This window comes from Mesorhizobium sp. M9A.F.Ca.ET.002.03.1.2, from assembly GCF_003952365.1.
Lineage (GTDB): Bacteria > Pseudomonadota > Alphaproteobacteria > Rhizobiales > Rhizobiaceae > Mesorhizobium.
Map to the genome: position 1 here is coordinate 1419568 of NZ_CP034443.1, position 19125 is coordinate 1438692.

The window sequence follows — 19125 nt, forward strand, 5'->3', positions numbered from 1 at the left end:
ATCAGACCCCCGCCTGCTGGCGCTGGCGCCTGAGATGCGGTGGCATCTCAGCATAGACGCCCTCGAACATGTCCCGTGCCGATGGCTTGCCGCCGGCATGCAGCGTGCCGTGGCGCTCGGCCTCCCTTTGCGCCGCGATCACCGTTTCGAGGATCTCCGCTTCAGCCTGGGTGTGGCGCTCGTCCGACCAGACGCCGCGCTGGATGAGATGGTTCTTCAGCCTGATGATGGGGTCGCCGAGCGGCCATGCGTCGGACTCGGCCTTCGGTCGGTAAGCGGAGGGATCGTCCGAGCTCGAATGCGCGCCGACCCGGTAGGTGACATATTCGACCAGCGTCGGCCCGAGATTGCTCCGCGCGCGCTCGGCGGCCCATTTAGCGACCGCGTGGACGGCGAGATAGTCGTTGCCGTCAACCCGCAGCGACGGAATGCCGAAGCCGAGGCCACGCGCGGCGAAGGTGCCGGAGCCGCCGCGGGCAATACCCTGGAAGGTCGAGATCGCCCACTGGTTGTTGACGACGTTGAGCACGACCGGCGCCTTGTAGGTCGAGGCGAAAACCAGCGCCGAATGGAAGTCGGACTCGGCCGTCGAACCGTCGCCGATCCAGGCCGCGGCAATCTTCGAATCGTTGCTGATCGCCGAAGCCATCGCCCAGCCGACCGCCTGGACATACTGCGTCGCCAGATTGCCGGAGATCGAGAAGAAGCCATGCTCCTTCGACGAATACATGATCGGCAGCTGCCGTCCTTTCAGTGGATCGGCCTCGTTCGAATAGATCTGGTTCATCATCGTGACCATCGGATAGCCGTCGGCGATGAGCAGCCCTGCCTGCCGATAGGTCGGAAAATTCATGTCACCCGGCGCCAACGCCTTGCGGAAGGCGCAGCTCACCGCCTCTTCGCCCAGATGCTGCATGTAGAAGGAGGTCTTGCCCTGGCGCTGCGCCATCTGCATGCGCGCGTCGAAGCTGCGCAGCGTCATCATGTGGCGCAGGCCTTCCAGCAATTCGTCGTCGGAAAGCAGGCCGGCCCAGGGTCCTACGGCCCCGCCGGCGCGGTTCAGCACGCGGATGATCGAGAACGCCATGTCGCGGATGGTGCGGGGATCGACATCGATCTCCGGGCGCGGCACCGAGCCGGCCTTGGGGATGGTCACGTTGGAAAAATCCGGCGTCCCGCCTGGCCGCACCTCGGGTTCAGGCACATGGAAGCGCAACATTCCAGAATCGGCCATGACCTTCGTCCTCCAATGTTGCCCGGCCCGATATTTGCACACCGCCAGACCAGTGCCAATTCGTCGGGCAAGGCTTCGGGCCAACAACCGCGCCGGCCAGCACTCGTCAAGATGCAGATATGTCGGCGAAATTTCTTGTCGATCTTCCGCCGCCACGCGCAATTTGGCGCATGATTGCGCCGGGTTTCTCGCCAGATAAGACAACACGTCGGATTGAGGCCTCGCGCGGCGCCCCTTTCCTTCTCCCCTTGTGGGAGAAGGTGTCGCCGAAGGCGACGGATGAGGGGTGTTCCAGCTTGGCAAGGACGGCACTCCGTCCCGCACCCCTCTTCCGTCTCGGCGCTGCGCGCCAATCCAAAAGGAGAGAAGGAAGGAGGAGCAGCGCCGTTCACCCCGCGCCAGCATCATGCTAACCAGAACCCATGGCACAAAAGAAAGGTTATGAGGTCGATTCGTGGTTGGCGCGGCCCGATCCGCGTATCTTGATCGTTCTGCTCTATGGTCCCGATCGCGGGCTCGTCGCCGAGCGGGCAAAAGCCTTTGCCGGCAAAACCGGCCTGCCGTTAGACGATCCGTTCTCGGTGGTCAGGCTGGACGGTTCGGAAGTGGACCGCGACGAGGGCCGCCTGCTCGACGAGGCGCGCACCGTGCCGATGTTTTCGGACCGGCGCCTGCTCTGGGTGCGCAATGCCTCCGGTCAGAAGGCGCTTGCCGACGACATCAAGGCGCTGACCGCGGAGCCGCCGCGTGACGCCATCATCCTGATCGAGGCCGGTGACCTGAAGAAGAACGTCGGCCTGCGCGCCATTGTCGAGGCAGCCGACAACGCGATGGCCTTGCCCTGCTATGCCGACGAGGCCCGGGACATAGACACGGTTATCGATGATGAATTGCGCAAGGCCGGCATGTCGATGACGCTGGAGGCCCGCCAGGCGCTGCGCCGGAACCTCGGTGGTGACCGGCTGGCCTCGCGCGGCGAAATCGAAAAACTGGTGCTCTACGCCCATGGCCAGACCGAAATCGGCCTCGACGATGTCAAGGCGACATCGGGCGACGTCTCCGGCCTCTCCTTCGACGATGCCGTCGATGCCTTGCTCGAAGGCAAAGTCAGCGACTTCGACATAGCCTTCACCCGCCACTGCCAGTCCGGCGGTCAGGCCTTTCTGGTGCTTTCAGCCGCGATGCGGCAGTTGCAGGCGATCCAGGCCATGCGCGGCCTGATGGATGCCGGCGGCCGAAATGCGGCGGCGGTCGTTGCAGCGGCGCGCCCACCGGTGTTTTTCGCTAGGCGAAAGCTGGTGGAGAGGGCTCTCGAACGCTGGAACAGCGAGGCGCTGGGCCGCGCCTTGACCCGCTTGCAGACGGCGGTCCTGCAGACGCGGCGGCGCCCGGATCTCTCGGTCGCGCTGGCACGGCAGGCGTTGCTCGGCATCGCCGTCGAAAGCGCCCGGCTGGGGCAGAGAGCGTGATCCCTTGCGGGGGAGATTGATTGCTCCGACGATTTCGCCAATCGCAAGCATCGCAGAAGAAAGGGGCCGGCGCAGTGGCCACCCTTTTTCCTTATCCATCGACGCGATGCGTAATCCTAAGCCAGAACTTTATTTGCCGGCTAAATATCGCGTTGCCTCAAACGCCTACCGCTCTTGCTTCAAACGCCGGCAGAGCTCGTCGAGCTGGTCCAGTGTCCGATATGCGACGCGAAGCACGCCGCCGCGCTCCTTGTGCTCGATCGTGACAATCATGCCGATCGTGTCGGTCATCAGTTTTTCCAGCGCCAGCGTGTCGGCGTCTTTTTTTTCTGGCGCGCTCACCGGTGGCCGCGCAGCTTTTGCCGTTCCGCCAGCCGGCATCTGCGCCAGCGCTTCGGCCTGGCGCACCGAAAGCCCTTCCTCGACGATCCGCTTGGCCAGTCCGGCCGGGTCCTCTGATGTCACCAATGTGCGGGCGTGACCGGCCGACAGGGCGCCGTCGACCAGCATGTCGCGGATCACGTCGGGCAGCTTCAGTAGCCTCAGCGTGTTGGCGACATGGCTGCGGCTCTTGCCGATCACCTGGCCGAGATCGGCCTGGGTGTAGCCGTGGTCGTCGATCAGCTGCTGATAGCCGAGCGCCTCCTCGACTGGGTTGAGGTCGGTGCGCTGGACATTTTCGATGATCGCGAGTTCCAGCGCCGTGCGATCGTTGACGTCGCGGACAATGATCGGGATATCGCTCAGCCCGGCGCGCTGCGCCGCGCGCCAGCGCCGCTCGCCGGCAATGATCTCATAGCGGCCGGGCTGCGTCGCCGACGGCCGCGCCACCACCGGCTGCACCACGCCATGTTCGCGGATCGACTGGGCGAGATCGGTCAGGTCGGCATCGCCAAAGTGCCGGCGCGGGTTTTTCGGGTTCGGGCTCAGAAACTCGATCGGTACCTTGCCGTCGGCATTCATGCTCTGCTTTTCCACTGCTGCCGGACGATCAATTTCGCCGATCAGCGCGGCCAGTCCCCGCCCCAGTCTTTTTCTCGAAAGGTCTTCGCTCATCGTCTGTCCAGATCGTTTCGGTATCGAATCAGCTTTTGCATGCCGCTATCCGATACCAGTTCCCACTTTAGGGCGACATGCATTAGGCGGCGCGCAATTTGCGCTCGCGGCGGATCACCTCGGAGGCAAGCTGCAGATAGGCCTGACTGCCCGAGCATTTGAGGTCGTAGAGGATCGCCGGCTTGCCGTAGGACGGCGCCTCAGAGACACGCACATTGCGCGGGATGACGGTTTCGTAGACCTTGTCGCCCATATGCGCCCGCACATCCTGCACCACCTGGTTCGCAAGGTTGTTGCGCCCGTCGAACATGGTCAGCACGATGCCCTGGATCGTCAGCTCGGGATTGATTGAACGGCGGACCTGCTCGACCGTCTCCAGCAGCTGGCTCAAGCCTTCAAGCGCAAAGAACTCGCATTGCAGCGGCACCAGCACCGAATCGGCCGCGGCCATCGAGTTCAGCGTCAGAAGATTGAGCGACGGCGGGCAATCGATGAGCACATAGCCAAAATTCGCGGAGCGCTCGGCCGAGGCACGCAAGGCATTGCGCAGCCGCAGCACGCGGTCCGGCGCCGACGCAATCTCCATTTCAATGCCGAGCAGATCAAGCGTCGACGGCACGATCGACAGGCCCGGCACCGCCGTGGGTATCGCCGCCGCCTCCAGATCCAGTTCGCCGGTCAGCACGTCGTAGGACGAAACCGTGCGATCGCGCCGGTCGATCCCCAGCCCCGTGCTGGCATTGCCTTGCGGGTCGAGGTCGACGATCAGCACCTTTTCGCCGATCGCCGCCAGCGCCGTGGCCAGGTTGATGGCCGTCGTCGTCTTGCCGACGCCGCCCTTCTGGTTGGCTACGGTGATGATTCGGGGGCCATTCTTCATCATGGGTCTATGCCAGAAATTCATTCCGAGGTCGCCATAAGCAGATCAGACAAGTCGCAAGTTAGACAGCTCAAGGATGACGCCATGAGCGTCGGTCATGCTGGCATGTTCTACCAGATCGAATGACCATCGTTGAGCGCTTTCTGCCACTTCGGCGCGGTAATCCCGGCCTTTGTGGAACAACCCGCACGCGCCTTTCGTCAGCCACGGCGCCGACAGGTCGAGCAGGACCGGAAGCGACGCCAGCGCCCTGGCCGTGACGATTTGTGGCGCCGAAACAAGCGGATAGGTGTCGGCGATGCGCCGCGCGACAATGCGGGCGGGGAGGTTGAATTGGCCGACGACCGCTTGCAGGAACGATGCCTTTTTCCGATTGCTTTCAACCAGATCGATGCTGGCGCCGTCACGCTCGGCGAGCAGGAAGGCAAGCACAAGGCCGGGAAAACCGCCGCCCGAGCCCAGATCGACCCAGCGCTTCGCGTCTGGCTTGATTCGCGCAAGCTGCGCGCTGTCGAGGATGTGCCGTCGCCAGACATCGTCCATCGTCGATGGCGCCGCCAGGTTTATCCGGCGGTTCCATTTCTGGAAGACCGTCTCAAACTCGACCAGCCGGTCGAATGTTTCACGTGAAACCGGGCCCGCGGCCTCTTTCAGGCTCGACCATGAGGCAGCGCTCACGCAACATCCCTTCGCGAGGCAGCCTCGGCGTTGCGGACATGCGCGACAATGATTGCCAGCGCCGCCGGCGTCATGCCTTCCATGCGCTGGGCGTCGGCGATGGACCGCGGCTGGCGCACCAACATCTTCTGCTTCAGCTCGTTGGACAGGCCGGGAACGGATGCAAAGTCCAGTGAATCCGGGATCAGCCGGCTCTCCTCATGCCTGATTTGTGTGACGTCGGCCTGCTGGCGGTCGAGATAGACTGAATATTTCGCCTCCGTTTCGAGGCGTTCTGCTGTTTTGGCGTCGATGGCGCCAAACTCAGGGGCGACTCGGGCCAGCCAGGCCACATCGACACCCGGATAGGCTAGCAACTCATAGGCGGAGCGGCGCACCCCGTCCCTGTTGACTTCAAGTCCATGGCGCGCGGCCTCGTTGGGGGTCATGGTCGTGCCAAGCGCAAGCTTGCGCGCCTTTTCAAGGTCCTGCACGACGTCATTGAACCGTTGCATCCGTTCCGGCGAGGCGATGCCGAGCCTCATGGCCAGCGGCGTCAACCGCTCATCGGCATTGTCCGCCCGCAGCGACAGCCGGAACTCGGCCCGCGAGGTGAACATGCGGTAGGGTTCGGCGATGCCGCGGCTGGTCAGATCGTCGACCATCACCCCGATATAGGCCTCGGTGCGGCTGAGCACGATCTCGTCGCTTGCGGATGCCTGCCGCGCGGCGTTGAGGCCGGCGAGCAGCCCTTGCGCGCCCGCCTCCTCGTAGCCGGTCGTGCCATTGATCTGCCCGGCGAGGAAAAGACCGGAGATTCGCTTGGTCTCGAGCGTCGGCTGCAGTTCGCGCGGATCGACATGGTCATACTCGATGGCGTAACCCGGCTGCAGCATAGTCGCCCGTTCAAGGCCAGGGATGGTCTTGAGAATGTCCAGCTGCACGTCCTCGGGCAGCGATGTCGAAATGCCGTTTGGGTACACGGTGTCATCGTCCAAGCCTTCTGGCTCCAGGAAAATCTGGTGGCCTTCGCGGTCGCCGAACTTGACGATCTTGTCCTCGATGGACGGGCAGTAGCGCGGCCCCACCCCTTCGATCGAGCCGGAATACATGGCGGAGCGGCTCAGATTGCCGCGGATCAGCTCATGCGTCGCCGCGGTTGTGCGCGTGATGCCGCAATGGATCTGCGGGTTCTCGATGCGGTCGGTCAACAGCGAGAACGGCGAGGGATACTCATCCGCCGCCTGGCTCTCCAGCGACGCCCAGTCGACGGTCCTGCTATCGAGCCGCGGCGGCGTGCCCGTCTTCAGCCGCCCGAGCTTGAAGCCCGCGTGCGCCATTGTGGCAGACAGACCGAGGCTGGCCTGTTCGTTCATCCGGCCGGCGACGATCTTCTTCTCGCCAATATGGATCAGCCCGCGCAGGAAGGTACCGGTCGTCAGCACCACCGCGCCGCAAGCAAGCCTGCGGCCTCCTGCCAGCAGGACCGCCGCGATACGCCCATTGGAGATTTCGAAATCCAGTACCTCGCCCTCGACGACGTCGAGATCGTTCTGCTCCCGAATCGCCGCTTGCATGGCAAGGCGATAGAGCTTGCGATCCGCTTGCGTACGCGGCCCGCGAACCGCGGGTCCCTTGCGGCGGTTGAGCAGACGGAACTGGATGCCGGCCGCGTCGGCGACGCGGCCCATCAGCCCGTCCATGGCGTCGATCTCGCGCACCAGGTGCCCCTTGCCAAGGCCGCCGATCGCCGGATTGCAAGACATGACGCCGATCGTGTCGAAGCGCAGCGTCACCAGCGCCGTCCTGGCACCGGCGCGCGCGGCAACGCTGGCCGCCTCGCAACCAGCATGGCCGCCGCCCACCACAACCACATCAAAGTGATCGGTCATTTCAGTGTTCCAGATTCAGAAGTCGCCGACACATGTCCCCGAGAGCCTGCGCTGTCAAGGATGCTCGACGAATCGTTTCACGTGAAACAATGCCGTCTCCGTTGATCGCGCGGTGTTTCACGTGAATCACAGCGCTGATTCCCCGGAAGCAAGCGAAACGCCGGCGGGACAGAGGGGGAACGAAGGATCGCCGCCGCTCCATCTGCATCGCCGCGTTCTTCCCGATCCAAAAATGTTTCACGTGAGTCATTTGCCGATGCAGAACTGCGCGAAGATGACGTCCAACATATCCTCGACATCGACAGCTCCGACGATCCGGCCAAGCCGATCCGCCGCCAGGCGCAATTCCTCAGCCCGCAGCTCCTGCACACGTTCATCCCCTGCCACCGCCGCAAGCAGAAAGCGTTTCGTCTCATTGAGGAGTTCGACGTGCCGCAGCCGCGACGGCAGGATATCGCCGGCCTGGCCAACCTGCGCCGCGGCGCGACGGCCGATCTCCGCCAGCAATTCCGCCAGCCCGGTGCCGTCCTTGGTCGAGATAGCCGCGTCGTAATGCGTCGCCGACGTCGATGATCTATCCTGCAGCAAATCGGCCTTCGTCCCGATCCTCAGTGTCGGAATATCGGCTGGTATTGAGCCGATCGGGACCGGGTCCACCATATCCTCCAGCACGAGCAACAGATCGGCAGTCCCAGCCTTGCTCCTTGCCTTTTCGATGCCGATGGCTTCGATCCTGCCGGGAGCCTCGCGCAGGCCGGCCGTATCGGTCACTCTGACGCGCATGCCCTCCAGATCCAGCACCACTTCGAGCAGATCGCGGGTCGTGCCGGGCACTTCCGTAACGATCGCCGCCTCACGTCGTGCCAGCGCATTAAACAGGCTTGATTTCCCGGCATTCGGCGCGCCAAGAATGACGGCTTCGAACCCGTCGCGGATGATTTCGGCGGCCCGGAAGCCATCGACATGACGTTCGATCTCGCCGATCATCGCCCGGACGTCCGCCCAGACCGTCTCCGCAACGGAACCGGGCACGTCGTCTTCGTCGGCAAAATCGATCTCGGCCTCGATCATCGCCCGCGCGTGGATAAGCCGCCGGCGCCAACCCAGATAGAGCTCGCTCTGCACACCTTCGGCATTCTGCACGGCAAAGCGCCGCTGTGCCTCGGTTTCGGCGTTGACGAGATCGGCCAGCGCCTCTGTCTCGACCAGATCGATCTTGCCGTTGAGAAAGCCGCGGCGGGTGAACTCGCCCGGCTCGGCATGCCTGACACCGTCAAAGCCGGCGATCGTCTCCAATATCTTTGCCACGACCGCGCGCCCGCCATGGATATGGAACTCGGCGATGTCTTCACCAGTGAAGCTGTTCGGGCCGGCAAAGAAAACGACCAGGCCACTGTCGAGCACCGATCCATCGGGCGCCCTCAACTTGCGATAGGCTGCCACGCGGTTCTTGACCGTCGAACCGGCAATCGTTTCGACCACGAATCGACTTTGTGGACCGGAGATGCGGACCACGGCCACGCCCGCGGGCAGGCGGCCGCTCGACAAGGCAACAATGGAATCACCTGAAATCATTTGCCGACCCAGCACAACCGCCCTAGCTTCGCTTACTCATTGAAACACGCCGAGCGCCTAACAACCGTGACATTGCCCGCACAAAATCTGCTTGCCGAAGAGGCCAGCCCCTATCTGCAACAGCATAGCGGCAACCCTGTGCACTGGCGGGCGTGGTCCCCGGCTTCGCTCGCCGAAGCAAGGGCGCTGGAGCGGCCAATCCTGCTCTCGGTCGGCTACGCCGCCTGCCACTGGTGCCACGTCATGGCGCATGAGAGCTTCGAGAACAACGACGTCGCCGCCGTCATGAACCGTCTCTTCGTCAATATCAAGGTGGATCGCGAAGAGCGACCGGACATCGACCAGATATACATGGCGGCGCTGTCCTCAATGGGAGAGCAGGGCGGGTGGCCACTGACCATGTTCCTGACGCCAGACGGAAAGCCCTTCTGGGGTGGTACCTATTTTCCGCGTGAGGCCCGTTATGGTCGCCCAGGCTTCGTCCAGGTGCTGGAGGCGGTTGACAAGGCGTGGCGCGAGAAGAAAGAAAGCGTTAACCAAAGCGCTGACGGCCTGACCACACATGTCGAGGCGCGGCTGGCGAGCGCTCATCCCAAGGCGGTACTCGACCGCGAGACGCTCGCGACACTCGCCAACGGCATCGACGGCATGATCGACAGGGAATTGGGCGGCCTGCGCGGCGCGCCCAAATTCCCCAACGCGCCCTTCATGCACACGCTCTGGCTGTCCTGGCTGCGCGACGGGACCACAGTCCATCGCGACGCCGTCCTGCTCAGCCTCGAAAAGATGCTGGCGGGCGGGATCTACGACCATATCGGCGGCGGGCTTAGTCGCTATTCGACCGACGCCGAATGGCTGGTGCCGCATTTCGAAAAAATGCTCTACGACAACGCGCAGCTCATTCGGCTGTGCAATTGGGCCTATGCGGCGAGCGGCAACAATTTGTTCCGGGTGCGAATCGAAGAGACTGTTCGTTGGCTTCTGCGCGAGATGCGCGTCGATGGCGGTGCGTTCGCCGCCAGCCTCGACGCCGACAGCGAGGGCGAGGAGGGGCTGTTCTACACCTGGGGCAGGGATGAAATAGAAACCGCTCTCGGCTACGAATCATCCTTGTTTTTCAAACACTTCACGCTCTCCAGCCCGCATGGCTGGGAGGGCAAACCGATCATCCACCAAACCGACGAGCAGCAAACGCAAAGCGTAGTGGATCGTGACCGGCTCATCCCGCTCAAGGAAAAATTGCTGGCAGCCAGGGACCAACGCGTCGGACCGGGGCGTGACGGCAAAGTCCTGACCGATTGGAATGGCTTGGTGATCGCGGCCCTCGCCGAGGCCGGGCGCGCCCTGAAACGGATCGACTGGATCGAGGCGGCCGAACAGGCCTTTGCTGCCACTGCTAGCGCCGGCCGGGACGGCCGCTTGCCGCATTCGATGCTTGGCGCAAAAAAGCTTTTCCCGGCGCTGTCGAGCGACTACGCCGCCATGACCAACGCTGCGATCTCGTTGTTCGAAGCGACGGGCACATCGAACTACGCCGATCTGGCCGGCCAATTCATCGCGCAGCTCGACCAATGGCATCGCGACGACGACAACACAGGTTACTATCTGACCGCGTCGGACAGCACGGATGTGCCGATCCGCATAAGAGGTGATGTCGACGAAGCCGTTCCTTCAGCCACCGGCCAGATCATCGAGGCCCTGGTCCGGCTGTCTTCCCTTACCGGCGATCTTGATCTGCAGGAAAAGGCCTGGAGGGCCGCTGAACATGCGGCCGGTCGTGCGGCGCATCAGGCCTACGGCCAGGCGGGCATCGTCAACGCCTGTGCCCTGGCGATCGAGCCGTTGAAACTGGTCATCGTGGACAGTTCGGAGAATCCACAGCTCGTTCCGGTCGCGAATCGAAATCCGGACCCGCGCCGGGTCGAAATCGTCGTGCCGGTCGGCGCGGAAGCGAATCGACCGACGCTACCTGGCGGTATCCTGCCGCCAACCGACAAGCCGGGTGCCTGGCTCTGCACCGGGCAGGCCTGCCTGCCGGTGATCACTAATCCCGAGGATCTGGAGCGCCTCTTGCGCCGGCGGTAGCGAAGTTCGAATTCGTCATCCCAGGGTGAAACAAGGAGCGAAGCGACGCGGCGAAGACCCTGGGATCCATGCCGTTCCTTCCGAGCGTCGCAACGATCCAGGTTCTGCTTCGCCGCGTCCGCCGACTGGTGTCGCGGCATGGATCCTCGGATCAAGCCCGAGGAAGACGAAGGCGAGGGTACTCCTCGCCAAGAACCTACGTATTCATCGAATCGAAGAAGTCCGCGTTGGTCTTGGTCTGCTTGAGCTTATCAATCAGGAACTCGATCGCATCGGTCGTTCCCATCGGCGCCAGAATGCGGCGCAGCACGAAGATCTTCTGCAGGTCGGCGCGCGGAACCAGCAGGTCTTCCTTACGGGTACCGGATTTCAAAATGTCCATGGCCGGATAGATGCGCTTATCGGCCACCTTGCGGTCGAGCTGGATTTCGCAGTTACCAGTGCCCTTGAACTCTTCGAAGATGACTTCATCCATGCGGCTGCCGGTATCGATCAGCGCGGTGGCGATGATGGTCAGCGAGCCGCCTTCTTCGATGTTGCGGGCGGCGCCGAAGAAGCGCTTCGGCCGCTGCAGCGCGTTGGCGTCGACACCGCCGGTCAGCACCTTGCCGGAGGACGGCACCACGGTGTTGTAGGCGCGGCCAAGGCGAGTGATCGAATCGAGCAGGATAACGACGTCGCGGCCATGTTCGACCAGGCGTTTGGCCTTCTCGATCACCATTTCGGCGACCTGGACGTGGCGCACCGCCGGCTCGTCGAAGGTCGAGGAAATCACCTCGCCTTTCACCGAGCGCTGCATGTCGGTTACTTCTTCCGGTCGCTCGTCGATCAGAAGCACGATGAGGTAGCATTCCGGATGGTTGGCCGTTATCGAGTGCGCGATGTTCTGCATCAGCACCGTCTTGCCGGTACGCGGCTGCGCGTTGATCAACGCGCGCTGGCCCTTGCCGATCGGCGCCACCAGATCGATGACGCGCGCCGAGATGTCCTTGCTGGTCGGATTGTCGATCTCCATCCTGAGCCGCGAGGTCGGATAAAGCGGCGTCAGATTGTCGAAATGGATCTTGTGGCGGATCTTTTCCGGGTCGTCGAAATTGATCGTGTTGACCTTGAGCAGGGCGAAATAGCGCTCGCCTTCCTTCGGGCTGCGGATCGGACCTTCGACGGTATCGCCGGTCTTCAGCGAGAACCGACGGATCTGCGATGGCGAAATATAGATATCGTCGGGACCCGGCAGATAATTGGCATTGGCTGAGCGCAGGAAACCGAAGCCGTCCTGCAGCACTTCGACGACGCCGTCGCCGATGATCTCGATATCCTGCGTCGCCAGCTTCTTCAGGATCGCGAACATCAGTTCTTGCTTGCGCATGACGCTGGCGTTCTCGACCTCGAGCGATTCGGCATAGGCGATCAGCTCTGGTGGTTTCTTGTTCTTGAACTCTGTGAGTTTCATTTCTTGCATAGACGGACTCTGAATGAGCTTTGGGGAAAATATCGGCGGGATGCGATAAATGCCGGGCGCGGCCGAAAGCGATAATGGGCGGCGGCGCATGACGGGAAGGAAGACCCGTCTTTTATCGTCGGTCGATTGAAAGAGCAAGCCGCCTTTTGCAGGTCACCGAAGCCTTAAAACGGCTTCACGATGACCAGAACGACGATGACGATCATCAGCAATGTGGGGATCTCGTTGACGATCCGCCAGTGCCTCGCCGGTTTTTCATTGCGGTCCTCGGCGAATTTGCGCACCGCGCCTGCCAGGTAGCCATGAACGGCGGAAAGCCCAAGCACCGCGGCGATCTTGGCATGCAGCCAACCGCCCTGAAAACCAAAGCCTTTCCAGGCAAGCCAAAGGCCGAATACCCAGGTGACGGTCATGGCCGGATTGATTATGCCGCGCAGCAGGCGCCGCTCCATCACCTTGAAGGTTTCCGACTGGACGGAACCTTTTTCCGCTTCGACATGATAGACCAGTAATCGCGGCAGATAGAGCATGCCGGCCATCCAGGAGATGACGGCGATGACATGGATCGCTTTCGCCCAGGGATAGAAATCATCCGGCCCGAAGAGGAACAAAAGCCCGGCAAGCACGAGGAAAACGGCAATCGTAATTGCCGCGCGACGCATCGCCTCCCCACCGCTATTGGTGCCGCCCATCATCGTCATGACGCGCCCCGCACCATTTTCATCATGGCCTCGACATGCGCGATGGGCGTCTCAGGCGTGATGCCATGGCCTAGATTGAAGATCAGCGGCCCACCGCTTAACGCCCCGAGGATCGCCTCGACGCCGTCGGCAAGCGCCTTGCCGCCGGCCACCAGCCGCAACGGATCGAGATTGCCCTGCACGGCACCATTGCGCTGCAGCTCCCGCGCTGTCGTCAACGGCACGGTCCAGTCGAGGCCCAGCCCCGTCACGCCGGTCTTCTGGCGGTAACTCCGGTAGTGGCCACCGGCACCTTTGGGAAAGCCAATGATCGGAACGTTGGGGTGCACGGCCCGAACCTGCCTGACGATCTCCGCCACCGGCCTGACGCAAAAGGCCTCGAAGGAAACTTCATCGAGAACGCCGGACCACGAGTCAAATATCTGCACCACATCGGCGCCGGCTTCGATCTGGCGGATGAGATAAGCCGCCGAATGATCGGCGAGCACCTTCAGCAGCTGCGAAAAAGCTACCGGCTCGCGATAGGCGAACAGTCGCGCCGGCGCCTGGTCGGGCGTACCGTGGCCAGCGATCATGTAGGTCGCCACCGTCCAAGGCGCGCCGCAGAAGCCGATCAGCGTCGTTTCATCGGGCAGTTTTGTGCGCAATCGCCTAACCGTCTCGTAGACCGGTTCGAGATTCACGTGAAACGTTTCACCATCCAGAGCCGCGATTTCCGTGGCCGAGATCGGCGTCAACAACGGCCCACGTCCTTCCTCGAAGCGCACGTCGCGGCCCAGCGCATGCGGCACGACAAGGATATCGGAAAACAGGATCGATGCATCGAAGCCGAAGCGCTCGATCGGTTGCAGCGACACTTCCACGGCAAGATCGGGATCGTAGCAAAGATCGAGGAACGATCCGGCCCGCCTGCGTGTCTCCCGATATTCCGGCAGATAGCGACCGGCTTGCCGCATCATCCAGAGCGGCGGGGGAGATACCGTCTTGCCTTTCAGCACGTCCAGCATGATGCGGTTTTCAGGCATTCGGCGCTCGCCTCTCCGGTGTAGTGAACTTGGTGGCATGCAGCCAATCGCGAACGTTGGCGATCGGCAACGAAAGGCCGATCCGCAGCGACCGTTCATCATCTCTTTTAGGCCTGGTCAAAGAGTCAAATCCTCTGCCTCTCCAGGCTTCTCTATAATCAAATATTCTATTTCTAAGAATCTTCTGATTCTAAGAGTCTGTTGGTTGTGGTGGTTGTCACCTGTCCCGCTTTGCCCCGACAAAGACCAGCCAGCATATTGTCGCGTGCTTCCCCGAAGGGATTGTAGGACTTTGTGGAAGACCGGGAATCTCCGGCTGGAGTCAATGAGTTATCGCCGGCCCAAAGAAAATGACCCTGTGGATGGAGCCGGGGCAAAAAAGCCCGTCCACTGACTTGTCCCCAGTCGCCCGACGAAGCCGACAGCGCATCGAATTGTGGACAAGCCGCCATCTGATACAGTCGTTCCAAACCGGCCGCTCTTTCCGATCGACCTTATCCACATCGGCCCACAGCTTGGAACGAACCCCTGTGAACAAACCCCAGAGCTTCTTTCACCTTCACCTGATTTCCGATGCCACCGGTGAAACGCTGCTGGCGGCCGGCCGCGCGGCTTCCGCGCAATACAAGGATGCGCGCGCCATCGAGCATATCTATCCGCTCATCCGCACCGAAAAGCAGGTGACGAAAGTGTTCGAGGACATCGAGGAGGAGCCGGGCATCATCCTTTATACGGTCGTAGATCAGAACCTTGCCCGCGGCATCGACGAACGCTGCGCGGCCATGGGCCTGCCTTGCGTTTCCGTGCTGGAACCGGTGCTGGCTGTGTTCCAGTCCTATCTCGGCACGCCGGCCGGTCGCCGCGTCGGCGCCCAGCATGTCCTCGATGCCGAATATTTTCGTCGCATTGACGCGCTCAACTTCACTATGGAGCATGATGACGGCCAACTGCCGGCCAATATGGATGACGCCGACATCGTGCTCATCGGCATCTCGCGCACCTCGAAGACGCCGACCAGCATCTATCTCGCCAATCGCGGCATCAAGACAGCCAACATCCCGATCGTGCTCGGCGTGCCGGTGCCGGAAAGCCTGGTCAATGCCAGGACGCCGCTGATCGTCGGGCTGATCGCCACCGCCGAGCGCATCTCGCAGGTCCGCCAGAACCGCATCCTCGGTAACACCAGCGCCTATGAACCGACCGACTATGTTGATCGCGCCGCGATCACCGAGGAACTCGCCTATGCCCGCCAGATCTGCACCCGGCATGGCTGGCCGATGATCGACGTCAGCCGCCGCTCGATCGAAGAGACGGCGGCGGCGATCGTTGCCCTGCGCGGCAAGACACGCTAGGGCATGTCGATATTCAGGTGATGCCGGCCTGCGAACGGCGGTTTCCTGCGATTCCGGTACTCAGGGACCCAAATGTCCGCTCCGTTCCGGTTCTCGGAACCCACCATTCTCGGCGCGGCCTGACCTGAATCTCAACACACCCTCGGCGAGTGCCAAAATCGGGCGCGAAAAAATCATGACCGAAAAAATCATCCTTGCTTCGGGAAGTCCGTTCCGCAAGGCGATGCTCGTCAATGCCGGCGTTGCCATCGAGGCGGTCCCGGCGGAAGTCAATGAGCGCGCGCTTGAGGCGCCACTAAAAGACAGCGGTGTTTCGCCGGAGGATGTCGCCCTGGTGCTTGCCGAGGCCAAGGCCACCGAGGTCAGCGAGCGAAAGCCCGGCGCCCTGGTGCTCGGCTGCGACCAGACGCTGTCGCTCGGCGACGAAGTGTTTCACAAACCGGCCGACATGGAAGGCGCGCGCCGCCATCTGCTGGCGCTGTCTGGCAAGACCCATCAGCTCAACAGTGCCGTGGTGCTCGCCCGCGACGGCGCTGTTCTGTGGCGGCATGTCAACGTCGCCAGCCTGACCATGCGAAAGCTGGATCCGGCCTTCATCGGCCGCCATCTGGCGCGCGTCGGCGCCAAGGCGCTATCCAGCGTCGGCGCCTATCAGATCGAGGGCGAGGGCATCCAGCTGTTCGAAAAGATCGAGGGCGACTATTTCACCATCGTCGGACTGCCGCTTCTGCCCGTCCTGGCCAAGCTGCGCGACCTCGGAGCCATCGATGGCTGAGACCGCGAAAAAGGCCTTCGTCGCCGGCCACCCGGTCGCCCATTCGCGGTCGCCGAATATCCATGGCTACTGGCTGGCGACATACGGCATCGACGGTAGCTACCGGGCTATCGACGTTGCGCCGGACGATTTTGCCGATTTCGTTAGGACGCTCGAGGCGAACGGCTACCGTGGCGGCAACGTCACCATCCCACACAAGGAGGCCGCCTTCGCGTTGGCGGCGCGCCGTGACGATGCTGCCGAGCAAATCGGCGCGGTCAACACGCTGTGGTTCGAAGGCGGCGATTTGTGGGGCGGCAACACCGACGCTCATGGCTTTGCCGCCAATCTCGACGAGCATGCGCCGGGCTGGGCCGCAAACGGCCCGGCCGTGGTGCTCGGCGCCGGCGGCGCCTCCCGCGCGGTCATCCATGCGCTGATTGAGCGCGGGGTTGGCGACATCCGCATCGTCAACCGGACGCTCGCTCGCGCCGTGGAGCTGCGCGACCGCTTCGGCGCCGGGATCTCGGCCCACGGCACGGCCGCGACCGGCGAATTGCTTGCCGATGCCGGCCTGCTGGTCAACACCACGGCGCTCGGCATGCATGGCAATGAGGGCCTGTCCGCCGATCCGGCCAGGCTGCCGGACCATGCCATCGTCACCGACATTGTTTATGTACCGCTGGAAACGCCGTTGCTGGCCGCAGCCAAAGCGCGGGGCCTGAAGACAGTCGACGGGCTCGGCATGCTGCTGCACCAGGCGGTGCCCGGCTTCGAGCGCTGGTTCGGCATCAGGCCGCAGGTCACCGCCGAATTGCGGCGGATGATCGTCGCCGATCTCGGTGCCCAAGGAATGACCAAGGAATGAAAACATGATCGTGCTCGGCCTCACCGGATCGATCGGCATGGGCAAGTCGACCACGGCAAAGATGTTTGCCGAGGCCGGCGTGCCCGTCCACGATTCAGACGAGACGGTGCACCGCCTCTACGCCGGCAAGGCGGCTCCGCTGGTGGAAGCGGCTTTTCCCGGAACCACCCTTTCCGGGGCGGTCGACCGCAAAAAGCTGGCCGAGCGGGTGCTCGGCGATGCCGCCGCGCTGAAAAGGCTGGAAGCCATCATCCACCCGCTCGTCCGTGCCGACGCCGATGCCTTCCTGGCGAGGAAGCGTGCCGCCGGCGCACCGCTTGTCGTTCTCGACATCCCGCTGCTGTTCGAAACCGGCGGCCGCGGCCGCGTCGACAAGGTCGTGGTCGTCACAGCCTCGGCCGAAATCCAGCGCGCCCGCGTGCTGGCGCGGCAGGGTATGACGGAAAAGAAGCTGGCGTCGATCCTGGCCAGGCAGGTTCCCGACGCCAAAAAGCGCGAGGCCGCCGATTTCGTCATCGACACCGGACAAGGTTTTGAAGCCGCCCGCGCGGCGGTCGATGCGATCGTCGCCGAACTGGTCGGGGATAAAGCAGGCGGGCCTGCTTAACGACGCTTGCGTCAGGCGTAATATGTTGCCATTTTGTTCACGAGTATGATTCCCGAAATGAGAACGGTTTCGGTTAGAATAAAGCCGAAACCAAATGGACTGATTCGATGCGCGAGATCATCTTCGATACGGAAACCACCGGTCTCGATTCCCGCGAGGACCGCGTTATCGAGCTTGGCTGCATCGAGCTAGTCAATCGTTTCCCGACCGGCCGTACCTTCCACCACTACATCAATCCGCAAGGACGTCCGATTCATGCTGAGGCGCAGGCCGTTCATGGCATCAGCGCTGCCGATCTCGCGGGCAAGCCGACCTTCAGCGACATCGCCGAGGAGTTTCTCGCCTTCATCGACGGCGCGAAGCTGGTCGCCCATAATGCCACTTTCGATATCGGCTTCCTCAATGTCGAATTCAGCCGGCTTGGCCATCCTATTGTCGACCCCGGGCGTGTCGTCGACACACTAGCGCTGGCACGCCGCAGGCACCCGATGGGTCCCAATTCGCTGGATGCGCTGTGCCGGCGCTACGGTATCGACAATGCCCGTCGCACCAAGCACGGCGCGCTGCTCGATTCGGAATTGCTGGCCGAGGTCTATATCGAGCTTATCGGCGGCAAGCAGGCGGCGCTTGTTCTCGACAGTGCCACAGCGCCGGCCGCCGGAAGGAGAAACGTCGACGATATCGACATCATCATCGGCATCCGGCCGATAGCGCTATCAACTCGTCTGACCGATGCAGATCGTATAGCTCACGCGAGCATGGTCGGCACGCTCGGCGAAAAGGCGCTCTGGCTACGCGTCGCCCCGGAAGCGAGCTCTGTGGCACAGTGATTTTGACTGTCCCGCCGACTTCTCAACAAAAAAGCCCGGCGCGAGGCCGGGCTTCTCAAACGCTACCGAGATAACTTTCTCAGCTCGCCTTGACCTTGCCGGCGGCCTGGTCCTCGGCCAACTTTTGCTGGAACATCTGAGCGAAATCGATCGGGTCGAGCATCAGGGGCGGGAAGCCCCCATTGCGCGTTGCTTCGGCAATGATCTGCCTGGCGAACGGGAACAGCAGCCGCGGGCATTCGATGAACAGGAGCGGCAGCATGTGCTCCTGCGGGAAGCCGCTGATGGCGAACACGCCGCCATAGACCAGCTCGACGTTGAACAGCACTTCCTGATCAAAGGACGCCTTGGCGTTCAGCGTCAAATTGACGTCGAACTGCTTGTCCGAAAGCGGGTTGGCGTTGACATTGACGTTGATGGCGATGCCGGGGGCCTTGTCGCGGCCGCGCAGCGAGTTCGGCGCCCCGGGGCTTTCGAAGGAAAGGTCCTTCACATATTGGGCGAGCACGTTGAGCGAAGGCTGCGCCGCGTTGCCGTTGCCACTGGCTGCGCCGGTCGGCGCGTCGTCTTTGCTGGCCATAAGCCGTGTCCTTTTGCCTGGGCAGCGTTGCTGACCGGATTGAAATCGGGCGTTCGCTACCATGGTCGGCATGACAAGACAAGGTTTGCCGACCTACT

At 62.6% G+C, this 19125-nt stretch carries 17 protein-coding genes; 7 read left to right on the forward strand and 10 right to left on the reverse strand.

Annotated elements, in window-relative coordinates; genetic code table 11:
- Nucleotide 1: 1 nt before the first annotated feature.
- A complete protein-coding gene (locus EJ066_RS07130; RefSeq protein ID WP_126036219.1) occupies nucleotides 2–1234 on the reverse strand; it encodes a 3-methyl-2-oxobutanoate dehydrogenase (2-methylpropanoyl-transferring) subunit alpha in 1233 nt (410 codons plus the stop codon).
- Nucleotides 1235–1656: 422 nt separating this feature from the next.
- On the opposite strand from EJ066_RS07130, the gene holA reads away from it, so the two are divergent.
- A complete protein-coding gene (holA, locus tag EJ066_RS07135) occupies nucleotides 1657–2703 on the forward strand; it encodes a DNA polymerase III subunit delta (RefSeq protein ID WP_126036221.1) in 1047 nt (348 codons plus the stop codon).
- Between the two features lie 165 nt (nucleotides 2704–2868).
- On the opposite strand, the gene EJ066_RS07140 is transcribed toward holA, so the two are convergent.
- From EJ066_RS07140 to mnmE, 5 genes are all read right to left on the reverse strand, one after another.
- Nucleotides 2869–3759, reverse strand: a complete 891-nt coding sequence (locus EJ066_RS07140) for a ParB/RepB/Spo0J family partition protein (protein WP_126036223.1) — start codon at nucleotides 3757–3759, stop codon at nucleotides 2869–2871.
- Between the two features lie 82 nt (nucleotides 3760–3841).
- Nucleotides 3842–4642: a ParA family protein gene (locus EJ066_RS07145; protein ID WP_126036225.1), complete on the reverse strand. Its 801-nt coding sequence runs from the start codon at nucleotides 4640–4642 to the stop codon at nucleotides 3842–3844.
- A gap of 42 nt (nucleotides 4643–4684) precedes the next feature.
- Nucleotides 4685–5317 carry a 16S rRNA (guanine(527)-N(7))-methyltransferase RsmG gene (gene rsmG, locus EJ066_RS07150; protein WP_126036227.1) on the reverse strand — a complete coding sequence of 211 codons (633 nt, stop codon included), beginning with the start codon at nucleotides 5315–5317 and terminating at the stop codon, nucleotides 4685–4687.
- A complete protein-coding gene (gene mnmG, locus EJ066_RS07155) occupies nucleotides 5314–7188 on the reverse strand; it encodes a tRNA uridine-5-carboxymethylaminomethyl(34) synthesis enzyme MnmG (protein WP_126036228.1) in 1875 nt (624 codons plus the stop codon). Before mnmG ends, rsmG begins: the two co-directional genes overlap by 4 nt.
- A 246-nt stretch (nucleotides 7189–7434) precedes the next feature.
- Nucleotides 7435–8763, reverse strand: coding sequence for a tRNA uridine-5-carboxymethylaminomethyl(34) synthesis GTPase MnmE (mnmE, locus tag EJ066_RS07160; RefSeq protein ID WP_126036230.1), 1329 nt, complete (start codon nucleotides 8761–8763; stop codon nucleotides 7435–7437).
- A 66-nt stretch (nucleotides 8764–8829) separates the two neighbouring features.
- Between mnmE and EJ066_RS07165 the strand changes: the two genes are divergently transcribed.
- Entirely contained in the window at nucleotides 8830–10848 is a 2019-nt protein-coding gene (locus tag EJ066_RS07165) for a thioredoxin domain-containing protein (protein WP_126036232.1), read from the forward strand.
- 196 nt (nucleotides 10849–11044) lie between these two features.
- Here EJ066_RS07165 and rho read toward each other — a convergent pair whose 3' ends face one another.
- From rho to hemE, 3 genes are all read right to left on the reverse strand, one after another.
- The gene (rho, locus tag EJ066_RS07170) at nucleotides 11045–12310 is read right to left on the reverse strand and encodes a transcription termination factor Rho (RefSeq protein WP_126036233.1); all 1266 of its coding nucleotides are present in this window, start codon (nucleotides 12308–12310) and stop codon (nucleotides 11045–11047) included.
- 164 nt (nucleotides 12311–12474) lie between these two features.
- Nucleotides 12475–13011: a protoporphyrinogen oxidase HemJ gene (hemJ, locus tag EJ066_RS07175; RefSeq protein ID WP_126036235.1), complete on the reverse strand. Its 537-nt coding sequence runs from the start codon at nucleotides 13009–13011 to the stop codon at nucleotides 12475–12477.
- Nucleotides 13008–14036 carry a uroporphyrinogen decarboxylase gene (gene hemE, locus EJ066_RS07180; protein WP_126036237.1) on the reverse strand — a complete coding sequence of 343 codons (1029 nt, stop codon included), beginning with the start codon at nucleotides 14034–14036 and terminating at the stop codon, nucleotides 13008–13010. Before hemE ends, hemJ begins: the two co-directional genes overlap by 4 nt.
- Nucleotides 14037–14566: 530 nt before the next feature.
- On the opposite strand from hemE, the gene EJ066_RS07185 reads away from it, so the two are divergent.
- From EJ066_RS07185 to dnaQ, 5 genes are all read left to right on the forward strand, one after another.
- Nucleotides 14567–15388 carry a pyruvate, water dikinase regulatory protein gene (locus EJ066_RS07185; protein WP_126036238.1) on the forward strand — a complete coding sequence of 274 codons (822 nt, stop codon included), beginning with the start codon at nucleotides 14567–14569 and terminating at the stop codon, nucleotides 15386–15388.
- A 175-nt stretch (nucleotides 15389–15563) separates the two neighbouring features.
- The gene (locus EJ066_RS07190) at nucleotides 15564–16163 is read left to right on the forward strand and encodes a Maf-like protein (protein ID WP_126036240.1); all 600 of its coding nucleotides are present in this window, start codon (nucleotides 15564–15566) and stop codon (nucleotides 16161–16163) included.
- Nucleotides 16156–17010, forward strand: a complete 855-nt coding sequence (locus tag EJ066_RS07195; protein ID WP_126036242.1) for a shikimate dehydrogenase — start codon at nucleotides 16156–16158, stop codon at nucleotides 17008–17010. The genes EJ066_RS07190 and EJ066_RS07195 overlap by 8 nt, the downstream gene beginning before the upstream one ends.
- Nucleotides 17011–17014: 4 nt before the next feature.
- The gene (gene coaE, locus EJ066_RS07200; RefSeq protein WP_126036243.1) at nucleotides 17015–17617 is read left to right on the forward strand and encodes a dephospho-CoA kinase; all 603 of its coding nucleotides are present in this window, start codon (nucleotides 17015–17017) and stop codon (nucleotides 17615–17617) included.
- Nucleotides 17618–17724: 107 nt separating this feature from the next.
- On the forward strand, nucleotides 17725–18447 hold the full coding sequence (gene dnaQ, locus EJ066_RS07205; protein ID WP_126036245.1) for a DNA polymerase III subunit epsilon: 723 nt from the start codon (nucleotides 17725–17727) through the stop codon (nucleotides 18445–18447).
- A gap of 79 nt (nucleotides 18448–18526) precedes the next feature.
- Here dnaQ and secB read toward each other — a convergent pair whose 3' ends face one another.
- Entirely contained in the window at nucleotides 18527–19027 is a 501-nt protein-coding gene (gene secB, locus EJ066_RS07210; protein WP_126036247.1) for a protein-export chaperone SecB, read from the reverse strand.
- Nucleotides 19028–19125: the final 98 nt, after the last annotated feature.

Excerpts from the sequence above, each read along its gene's own strand:
- EJ066_RS07130 (WP_126036219.1), bottom strand. The coding sequence starts at position 1,234 with ATGGCCGATTCTGGAATGTTGCGCTTCCATGTGCCTGAACCCGAGGTG.
- holA (WP_126036221.1), top strand. The coding sequence starts at position 1,657 with ATGGCACAAAAGAAAGGTTATGAGGTCGATTCGTGGTTGGCGCGGCCC.
- EJ066_RS07140 (WP_126036223.1), bottom strand. The coding sequence starts at position 3,759 with ATGAGCGAAGACCTTTCGAGAAAAAGACTGGGGCGGGGACTGGCCGCG.
- EJ066_RS07145 (WP_126036225.1), bottom strand. The coding sequence starts at position 4,642 with ATGATGAAGAATGGCCCCCGAATCATCACCGTAGCCAACCAGAAGGGC.
- mnmG (WP_126036228.1), bottom strand. The coding sequence starts at position 7,188 with ATGACCGATCACTTTGATGTGGTTGTGGTGGGCGGCGGCCATGCTGGT.
- mnmE (WP_126036230.1), bottom strand. The coding sequence starts at position 8,763 with ATGATTTCAGGTGATTCCATTGTTGCCTTGTCGAGCGGCCGCCTGCCC.
- rho (WP_126036233.1), bottom strand. The coding sequence starts at position 12,310 with ATGCAAGAAATGAAACTCACAGAGTTCAAGAACAAGAAACCACCAGAG.
- hemJ (WP_126036235.1), bottom strand. The coding sequence starts at position 13,011 with ATGACGATGATGGGCGGCACCAATAGCGGTGGGGAGGCGATGCGTCGC.
- hemE (WP_126036237.1), bottom strand. The coding sequence starts at position 14,036 with ATGCCTGAAAACCGCATCATGCTGGACGTGCTGAAAGGCAAGACGGTA.
- EJ066_RS07190 (WP_126036240.1), top strand. The coding sequence starts at position 15,564 with ATGACCGAAAAAATCATCCTTGCTTCGGGAAGTCCGTTCCGCAAGGCG.
- EJ066_RS07195 (WP_126036242.1), top strand. The coding sequence starts at position 16,156 with ATGGCTGAGACCGCGAAAAAGGCCTTCGTCGCCGGCCACCCGGTCGCC.
- coaE (WP_126036243.1), top strand. The coding sequence starts at position 17,015 with ATGATCGTGCTCGGCCTCACCGGATCGATCGGCATGGGCAAGTCGACC.
- dnaQ (WP_126036245.1), top strand. The coding sequence starts at position 17,725 with ATGCGCGAGATCATCTTCGATACGGAAACCACCGGTCTCGATTCCCGC.
- secB (WP_126036247.1), bottom strand. The coding sequence starts at position 19,027 with ATGGCCAGCAAAGACGACGCGCCGACCGGCGCAGCCAGTGGCAACGGC.